General features: G+C 69.2%; 1 protein-coding gene. It reads left to right on the top strand.

The genetic code is table 11. The features are described from left to right. Positions 1–128: 128 nt before the first annotated feature. On the top strand, positions 129–308 hold a 180-nt coding region (locus UK12_RS35080; protein WP_045307273.1), incomplete at its 3' end, for a hypothetical protein.

Below are 308 nucleotides of genomic sequence, written 5' to 3'. Positions count from 1 at the left end.
TACTGCGAGCCGAGGCACACGCCAGCGGGCTAGGCACCGGAAACATCAACCGCAACGTGACCGTGCAGCCCGCTGCGCTAGACTAGCTGACCACCATCGCCAAGCACGCGGGCCGGCTCGGCATCGGCATGCACCTCAGCCCGATAACCCTCCCGGACGGGCATCCGGACCAGCTGGTGAACCACCGTCCCGAGGTGGTCCGCGTGCTCGCCGAACTGGCGGAGGTGGACGAGGCGACCGCGGTGGACGTGCAGCTCAACACGGCGCTGGACGAGCTGTGGGCCGACGACGGCGCGGCGAACAAGACC

The sequence above is a fragment of the Saccharothrix sp. ST-888 genome (assembly GCF_000955975.1).
Classification (GTDB): domain Bacteria; phylum Actinomycetota; class Actinomycetes; order Streptomycetales; family Streptomycetaceae; genus Kitasatospora.
The sequence above is the reverse complement of the archived record's forward strand: the minus strand, read 5'-3'. Positions and strand labels throughout refer to the sequence as shown.